At 61.5% G+C, this 7,464-nt stretch carries 7 protein-coding genes and 1 pseudogene; 5 read left to right on the top strand and 3 right to left on the bottom strand.

Translation table 11 applies throughout. The annotated features are described in order from the left end of the window. A partial coding sequence (locus tag ACW9H9_RS27920; protein WP_457346574.1) for a GDSL-type esterase/lipase family protein occupies positions 1-372 on the bottom strand: 372 nt, incomplete at its 3' end. 10 nt (positions 373-382) lie between these two features. Here ACW9H9_RS27920 and ACW9H9_RS27915 point away from each other — a divergent pair. Both ACW9H9_RS27915 and ACW9H9_RS27910 read left to right on the top strand, forming a co-directional pair. After that, positions 383-1,066: an ABC transporter ATP-binding protein gene (locus ACW9H9_RS27915; RefSeq protein WP_457346575.1), complete on the top strand. Its 684-nt coding sequence runs from the start codon at positions 383-385 to the stop codon at positions 1,064-1,066. Then, positions 1,066-3,576, top strand: a complete 2,511-nt coding sequence (locus tag ACW9H9_RS27910; protein ID WP_457346576.1) for an ABC transporter permease — start codon at positions 1,066-1,068, stop codon at positions 3,574-3,576. Before ACW9H9_RS27915 ends, ACW9H9_RS27910 begins: the two co-directional genes overlap by 1 nt. A gap of 42 nt (positions 3,577-3,618) precedes the next feature. On the opposite strand, the gene greB is transcribed toward ACW9H9_RS27910, so the two are convergent. Beyond that, positions 3,619-4,092 (bottom strand): transcription elongation factor GreB, encoded by a 474-nt coding sequence (gene greB, locus ACW9H9_RS27905; protein ID WP_457346577.1) that lies wholly within the window; start codon positions 4,090-4,092, stop codon positions 3,619-3,621. Between the two features lie 86 nt (positions 4,093-4,178). Beyond that, entirely contained in the window at positions 4,179-5,291 is a 1,113-nt protein-coding gene (locus ACW9H9_RS27900) for a hypothetical protein (RefSeq protein ID WP_457346578.1), read from the bottom strand. 273 nt (positions 5,292-5,564) lie between these two features. On the opposite strand from ACW9H9_RS27900, the gene ACW9H9_RS27895 reads away from it, so the two are divergent. The 3 genes and pseudogenes from ACW9H9_RS27895 to ACW9H9_RS27885 form a co-directional block, all read left to right on the top strand. Beyond that, positions 5,565-6,491, top strand: coding sequence for an ABC transporter ATP-binding protein (locus ACW9H9_RS27895; protein WP_457346579.1), 927 nt, complete (start codon positions 5,565-5,567; stop codon positions 6,489-6,491). After that, positions 6,488-7,213, top strand: coding sequence for an ABC transporter permease (locus tag ACW9H9_RS27890; protein ID WP_457346580.1), 726 nt, complete (start codon positions 6,488-6,490; stop codon positions 7,211-7,213). The genes ACW9H9_RS27895 and ACW9H9_RS27890 overlap by 4 nt, the downstream gene beginning before the upstream one ends. Positions 7,214-7,228: 15 nt before the next feature. Next, positions 7,229-7,464, top strand: a pseudogene (locus ACW9H9_RS27885) (hypothetical protein); the annotation flags it as partial.

Here is a 7,464-nt window from a genome sequence, read left to right as displayed (position 1 = left end):
CTTGGCCCCCGCCTTCTTCGACTGCTGAATCATGCCCGCAAGGTTTTGTTGCAATTGCGCCGGAGGCTGTCCGCGCAGGCCGTCATTCCCGCCCAACTCGATCACCACCACGTCCGGCTTATGCTCTGCAAGCGCCGCGGGCAGCCGCGCCAGGCCTCCGGCGCTGGTGTCGCCACTGATCGAGGCGTTGACCACCTTGTCGTCAAAACCTTCGCGCTTGAGCTGTTGCTCCAGCAGAGCGACCCATCCTTTGCGGGTATCCAGGCCGAAACCGGCACTGATACTATCGCCAACGATCAGGACTGTACCCGCCGCTGCGTTCTGGGCCATGCACAGCAAGGCCAGACCAGCACTCAAAAACCACATTCGCATCGGATTCTCCATGGGCGCAAGCATTCTCACCGCGCGAAACCTTAGCAAAGTGGTTCCCAGCGCGGAAGGTGAACTGACTATCCTGCACGAACTGAGCCTGGAACTGAACAAGGGCGATAGCCTGGCTATCGTCGGCAGCTCCGGTTCCGGCAAATCCACGCTGTTGGGCCTGCTGGCCGGCCTTGACCTGCCCAGCGGCGGCGAAGTCACCCTCGCCGGCCAAGCCCTGAGCACCCTTGACGAAGACCAGCGTGCCCGCATCCGTGCCGAGCACGTGGGCTTTGTGTTCCAGTCATTTCAACTGCTCGACAGCCTCAACGCGCTGGAAAACGTGATGCTGCCGCTTGAGCTGGACGGCCGCACCGACGCCCGCGAGCGAGCCCGGCACCTGCTCGAACGGGTCGGCCTGGGCCAGCGCCTCACCCACTCGCCCCGCCAACTGTCGGGCGGCGAGCAACAACGGGTCGCCATCGCCCGCGCGTTCGCTGCCGAGCCAGACGTACTCTTTGCCGACGAACCCACCGGCAACCTCGACAGCCATACCGGCGAGCGCATCAGCGACTTGTTGTTCGAACTCAATAAAGAGAGCGGCACGACCCTGGTGCTGGTCACCCACGACGAGCGCCTGGCCCATCGTTGCCGACGCCTGATCCGTCTTGAAGCCGGCCAGATGGTCGCGCCCCTGGAGCCTTGATGGCACGTTTGCCGCTGTTGCGCCTGTTTAACCTGGCCCTGCGCCAGTTGCTGCGTGATGCCCGCGCCGGTGAATTGCGCGTGCTGTTCTTTGCCTTGCTGGTGGCGGTGGCCGCCAGCACCGCCATCGGCTACTTCGGGCCGCGTCTGAACGGTGCCATGTTGCTGCGCGCCACCGAGTTCCTGGCCGCCGACCTGGTGCTGGAGGGCAGCTCACCGGCACGCACGGAGCAGATCCAGAGCGGCACCGAACTGGGCCTGGAACACGCCAGGGCGGTGGAGTTTTCCAGCGTGATTGCCACCGACAACGGCATCCAACTGTCCAGCATCAAGGCGGTCGACGCGCAGTACCCACTGCGCGGCGAGCTTAAAAGCGCGGGCGAGCCCTTTGGTGCAGAAACGCCCGGCGGGCGCCCCGAACCGGGTGAAGCCTGGGCCGAGGCACGCTTGCTGACGGCGCTGGGGCTCAAGATCGGCGACACGATTGATGTGGGCATGAAAACCCTGCGCCTGAGCCGTGTGCTCACCTATGAACCGGACCGTGCGGGCAACTTCTATAGCCTCACGCCCCGGGTGATGATCAACCTCGCCGACCTGGACGCCACCGGCGTAGTACAGCCCGGCAGCCGCGTGAGCTACCGCGACCTGTGGCGGGCGCCACCAGCCAGTACGGTGCTGCAAACCTATCGCGACCTGGTCAAGCCGGGCCTGGCCGCCAACCAGCGCTTGCAGGATGCCAAAGACGGCAACCAGCAAATCGGCGGTGCCCTGGGCAAGGCCGAACGCTACCTGAACATGGCCAGCCTGGTGGCCGTGTTGCTCTCCGGCGTGGCGGTGGCGCTGTCGGCCAACCGTTTTGCCAGCCGCCGTTTTGATGCCAGCGCATTGCTGCGTTGCCTGGGGTTGTCACGGCGCGAAACCATGACGCTGTTCAGCCTGCAACTGGCCGTGCTGGGCCTGCTCGCCAGCCTGGCGGGGGCGCTGCTGGGCGGGTTGGCGCAACTGGGGTTGTTTTACCTGCTCCATGACCTGCTGCCCGCCGATGTACCGCCCGGGGGGCTGCTGCCCGCGGTCGCCGGGATCGGCACCGGGCTGGTGGCACTGGCCGGTTTCGCCTTGCCGCCGCTGGCGGCGCTGGGCCGCGTGCCACCTTTGCGGGTACTGCGCCGCGACCTGCTGCCCATCCCGTCCAGCACCTGGATGGTCTACGGCGCGGCCCTGTTCGCGCTGGGCCTGATCATGTGGCGCTTGAGCCTGGACCTCGTGCTGACCTTTGCCTTGCTGGGCGGCGGTGTGGTGGCTGCGCTGATCCTCGGCGGCCTGCTCCTGCTGCTGTTGCAAAGCCTGCGCCGCCTGCTGGCACGGGCGTCACTGCCCTGGCGCCTGGGCTTGGGGCAATTGTTGCGCCACCCACTGGCGGCAGCGGGCCAGTCCCTGGCCTTTGGCCTCATCCTCTTGTCCATGGGCTTGATTGCCCTGTTGCGCGGCGAATTGCTCGACACCTGGCAAAACCAGTTGCCCAAGAACGCCCCCAACTATTTCGCCTTGAACATCCTGCCCGCCGACAAAGACACCTTTGGCGCGCGCCTGCTGGACGTGCAGGCGCAGGCTGCGCCGCTGTACCCGGTAGTGCCGGGGCGCCTGATCAGCATCAATGGCGAGCCGGTGCAACAGATCGTCAGCAAAGACTCCAGCGGCGACCGCGCCGTGCAGCGGGACTTGAGCCTCACCTGGGCCGCCGACCTGCCGCCAGGCAACACGCTGACGTCGGGCAGTTGGTGGTCGGCGCAACCGACCGGCGACATTCCGGGGGTGTCGGTGGAGGCCAAGGTGGCCGAGAGCCTAAAGCTCAAGCTCGACGATCACCTGGTGTTCACCGTGGGCGGGGAAAACCGTGAGGCCAGGGTCACCAGCCTGCGGGAGATCAACTGGGACAACTTCCAGCCCAATTTCTTCATGATCTTCCAGCCAGGCACCCTCAAGGACCTGCCCGCCACCTACCTGACCAGCTTCTACCTGGCGCCCGGCCATGATCAGCAGATCGTCGACCTGTCCCGCGCCTTCCCGGCCGTGACCATCCTGCAAGTAGAGGCGCTGCTCGAGCAGTTGCGCAGCATCCTGGCGCAGGTGAGCCTGGCCGTGGAGTATGTGCTGTTGTTCGTGCTGGCGGCAGGGATGGCGGTGTTGTTCTCGGGCCTGCAGGCCACCCTGGATGAACGTATTCGCCAGGGCGCCCTCCTGCGTGCGCTAGGCGCCGAGCGCCGGTTGCTGGTGAAGGCACGGCGTATCGAGTTCGGCCTGTTGGGTGCGGTCAGTGGCCTGCTGGCGGCGCTGGGCACGGAGTTGGTCACGCTGGTGCTGTACCGCTACGCCTTCGACCTCGCCTGGCATCCGCACCCGTGGTTATTGCTACTGCCGGTTATCGGCGCAGTCCTGATCGGTGGCGCTGGCGTCTTCGGCACCCGCCGGGCGCTCAATGCCAGCCCGTTGGCGGTGCTGCGCGAGGGCTGAAAACCGTTGGCCCGCAGGCGTCAAGGCCTGCGGGCCAATGCGTTACTTGGAGTACTCGATCGCGGTGATCCACCAGCACACTTCACCGCCGGGGGTCTGCACCAGGGCCTCATCGTCGACTTCCTTGCGCAGCAGGGCGCGGGCCATCGGTGAGTCGATGGAGATGTAGTCCATGCGCCCGTAGATCTCGTCATACCCCACGATGCGAAACCGCTTGGTTTCGCCCTGCTCGTTCTCAATCGCCACCCAGGCGCCGAAAAACACCCGCCCTTCCTGCTCCGGCATGTACTCCACCACGCGCATGTCTTCCAGGCGCTTGCGCAAATAACGCACGCGCCGGTCGATCTCACGCAAAAGCTTCTTGTTGTACTGGTAGTCGGCGTTTTCACTGCGGTCGCCCAGTGACGCCGCCCAAGTCACCTTGCGCGTGGTGTCAGGGCGCTTTTCGCGCCACAGGTAATCGAGCTCTTGTTTGAGCGCCTCATGACCTTCTTTGGTAATCAGCTTGGTACTCAAAAGCGTTCCGTCTCCGGCAAGTGTCCATGAATTCATCGGTGCAGCAGCTTGACCGGAGTCGATGATAAAGGAACACAGCACCGTAGCTACACCGGCGGCTGATTTGTTTCGCCTTGGTCGCCAGCCGCCAAGGTGTCATCGAGACGGTGAAGCACTTCACGCAGGGTGTCCCGCAGGCCGGGCAGGCGAGCCCACACGGCCGCCGCCTGGTGCTCGCGCTGGCGCAACGCTCGCTCATCATTGCGCAGTTGCGTCAGTTGGCTTTCCACATCGTGGGCTTGTGCGTCCAGGCGGGCCTGTTCCTGTTGTTGCAGTGCAGCACGGTCCGCCAGGTGCTCTTCGCGGCTGTCCAGCGTTTGCGTCAGCAACGCCAGGGACGCTTCTTTTTCAGCGCTGCGCTCAAGGGCCTCAAGGCTCTCCCGGCGCCAGTCATCTTTCTCCTGTTGCAGCTGCAAACGCGCCTGCTCCAGCGCGTCCTCTTGCTTGAGCACCGCCAGTTTCTGTTGCGTGAGTTCTTGAGCCACGCGGGCGAGGCTGGTCAGTGTGGTGTCCACCTCAAACAACGCGTCCGGTTCTGCCTTGGACGGGGCAGGCTCGGGCGGGGGCTCGCTGGGCGTCACGCTGGCCACCTCCGGGCTCGCGGGCGGTATGGCTGGCGAATGCACCTCGACCGCCTCCACACGCGCCGCCGCGCGGGGCGGCGACACCATCTGCGACGAGAAACGAATCGAAGGCACGATCAGCGAATGGCTTTCGATGGCCGGCAACCCTGCCACGGAGGTTCCCAAGGTGATCACCTTCATCACCAGCGCCTTCTTGATGGTCAGCGAATGATGGTCCTCGGTCCTGGCTGGCGGCAACTTGCAGCCTTTGAGGTCCACAAAGTGGTACGCGATTTCCGCGTCTGTAACACCTGAGGGCCGGGCGCCGGACGCTGCCAGGGTGAGGATCTGTTTGAACACCAGCATGGCCGTTTGCAGGTCGTCCTGGTTGTCGATGCTGCCTAAAAAATACCGATCAGCCTTCCTGCGTAACGCGGCGATATACACCCGCGCACTGCCTGGCTCCGTTTCTTCATCCAGGCTGTAGGCCAGAAAGTTCGAAGACAGGCGCGGCACGGCAAAACCACACAACAATGCACCATTGACCGGCGCATCTTGCCCGGAGCGTTCAAGAACTAGGGTACGCAGCAACATCATGGCGTTCAGGCCTCATTACGAATTGGCAAAGCTTTAAATACTTGCCAGATAACTGGCCGGTAGTAAACAAAGCGTCGGTAACAGAACAATTGTTTCAGGGGACTTTCAGTGCACATGTAGGACTTGTCTTATTCCCTGCACCCTACATTTCCAACAGCCTGTATTGAACGTACCCTTTTTCATTCAAATACCCGCTATTACTTCATCGTTTTTTACTGCTCAAGCATTCTCGCCCCGCCTGCGCCCTGCCAACTTTTCGAGTAAAAAGCCCTTATGATCGAAATAACTCGCCTTACAAAAAAGCTGAACGGCAACACCATTATCCATGACTTTTCATTCCAGGCCGGCCCAGCAGAGAGCGTGGCCTTACTGGGGCACGACGGCGCAGGTAAAACAACCCTCATTAAAATGCTCTCAGGCGCACTCAAGCCGTCGTCGGGCACGATAAAAATTGCCAATCTAACTGTAGGAAACAATAACCAGAAGATAAAGAAATTAGTTGGCTACCAACCGGAACTTTCCTTAAGCCATGATGCAATGAGCGTAAGAAACTTCCTCCATTTCATGGCCGAAGTTCGCGGGTTTCAAGGCCAGGAAAAACGCAAGGCGGTTGACCGCGCCATCGCCCGGCTGGAGCTTTACGAAGCCCTGCACCACCCGATCCAAACCCTTTGCAACGGCCTCAAACGCAAGGTGGCCATTGCCCAGGCCATCCTGCACGATCCCGCACTGTTGCTGTTGGACGAGCCCACCGAAGGGTTGGACGCCGCGCAAAAAAACAAGATCATCCGCCTCGTCAAATCACTCAACGACCCAATGACCGTGATCGTTGCGTCGCGCCATCCCGAGGAACTGGCTCGGCTCTGCGGGCGTGCCCTGGTGATCGCCAACGGGCGGTTGATGGCCGACACGCCGATGGCTGAACTGCAACGCAGTTCCCGCCACCATCGAGCCGTCACCCTGGCGGCGGACAAGCCATTGGACCTGCTGGCCCTGGCCGTCTTGCCGGGGGTTGCCGGCATTGAAGAAGACCACCAAAACCCGGGCACAGTGACTGTTCTGGCCATGCCCGGGCAGAACGTTTACCCGCCTATCAACGCGTTGATCGCCAACCGGCGCTGGAACATCAACTCACTGAGCCTGGAGCCGGGCCGCCTGAATGACGTTGTTCAGCACTTGAGCAAGGGGGCCGCCAATTGAAGCGGATACCCGTTGTGTTCAGGCGTCAGTTCACCTGCTTTTTATCGGCGCCCGCCACCTACTTGAGCGGTGCTTGTTTCCTGGCCCTGTCCACGGCGGCAGGGTGGCAGGCCAGCGCGCTGCTGGCGCCGGGCAGCCGCGACCTGCAAGCGTTTTTCCAGTTTCACCCCTGGTTTTATCTGCTGTTGGTTCCAGTGTTGTGCACGCAACTGTGGTCGGACGAATACAAAGACGGCAGCCTGGACTTTTTAAGGACACTGCCCCTCACATCGTCTGAATTAGTGATCGGCAAGTTTCTGGCGGCCTGGGCCGTTTTAACCCTGATATTGCTATTAACCTTCCCACTGGTCATCGCGACACATTACCTGGGCACGCCAGACAACAGTGTCATCGCCTCTCAATACCTGGCCAGCGCATTATTGGCGGGCAGTTATTTGGCCGTGGGCTGTTTTATTTGCACGTTCACCCATAAACGCCTTGTTATTTTTATCGTGACGCTGTGTTTGCTGCTTGCCGCCAGCGGTGTGTCTTCCGTTCTGGACGCGCTGGATCATCAGGCCCCCATCTGGGTCATGGACAGTTTTATTGCCCTGAGCCCCTCAATGCGTTTTGACGCCATTGACAACGGGCTACTGACACTGCCCGACGGTTTATATTTTGTCAGCCTCATAGGGGCATTTTTAACGATGACCACCGTAACCCTCAACTATAAAAACGCCTGAGAAGGAGCGACTACCATGAGGTCCCTGCTAAGTACCGGCATGACGCTTAGTGTCATTGCGTTACTCTTTCTCGCGTTTAATCTGGCATGGGTGCATAAACTTCCTACGATACGATGGGACTTTTCAGAACATAAAGTTCATAGCCTTTCTGCCCCCCCCAACAGCGTACTGAACGCGCTTGAAAGCCCGATAGACCTGGCGGCCGCAAAAACTGAGTGCAACACCTCTACCTCAGGTAAGGTGCGGCAATG

The sequence above is a fragment of the Pseudomonas sp. SDO5215_S409 genome, assembly GCF_054071325.1.
This window is presented reverse-complemented; position numbering and strand designations above follow the sequence as displayed.

What these genes read in the sequence shown, in the direction of transcription:
- ACW9H9_RS27915 (WP_457346575.1), top strand. Translation starts at nt 383, where the DNA reads ATGGGCGCAAGCATTCTCACCGCGCGAAACCTTAGCAAAGTGGTTCCC.
- ACW9H9_RS27910 (WP_457346576.1), top strand. Translation starts at nt 1,066, where the DNA reads ATGGCACGTTTGCCGCTGTTGCGCCTGTTTAACCTGGCCCTGCGCCAG.
- ACW9H9_RS27900 (WP_457346578.1), bottom strand. Translation starts at nt 5,291, where the DNA reads ATGATGTTGCTGCGTACCCTAGTTCTTGAACGCTCCGGGCAAGATGCG.
- ACW9H9_RS27895 (WP_457346579.1), top strand. Translation starts at nt 5,565, where the DNA reads ATGATCGAAATAACTCGCCTTACAAAAAAGCTGAACGGCAACACCATT.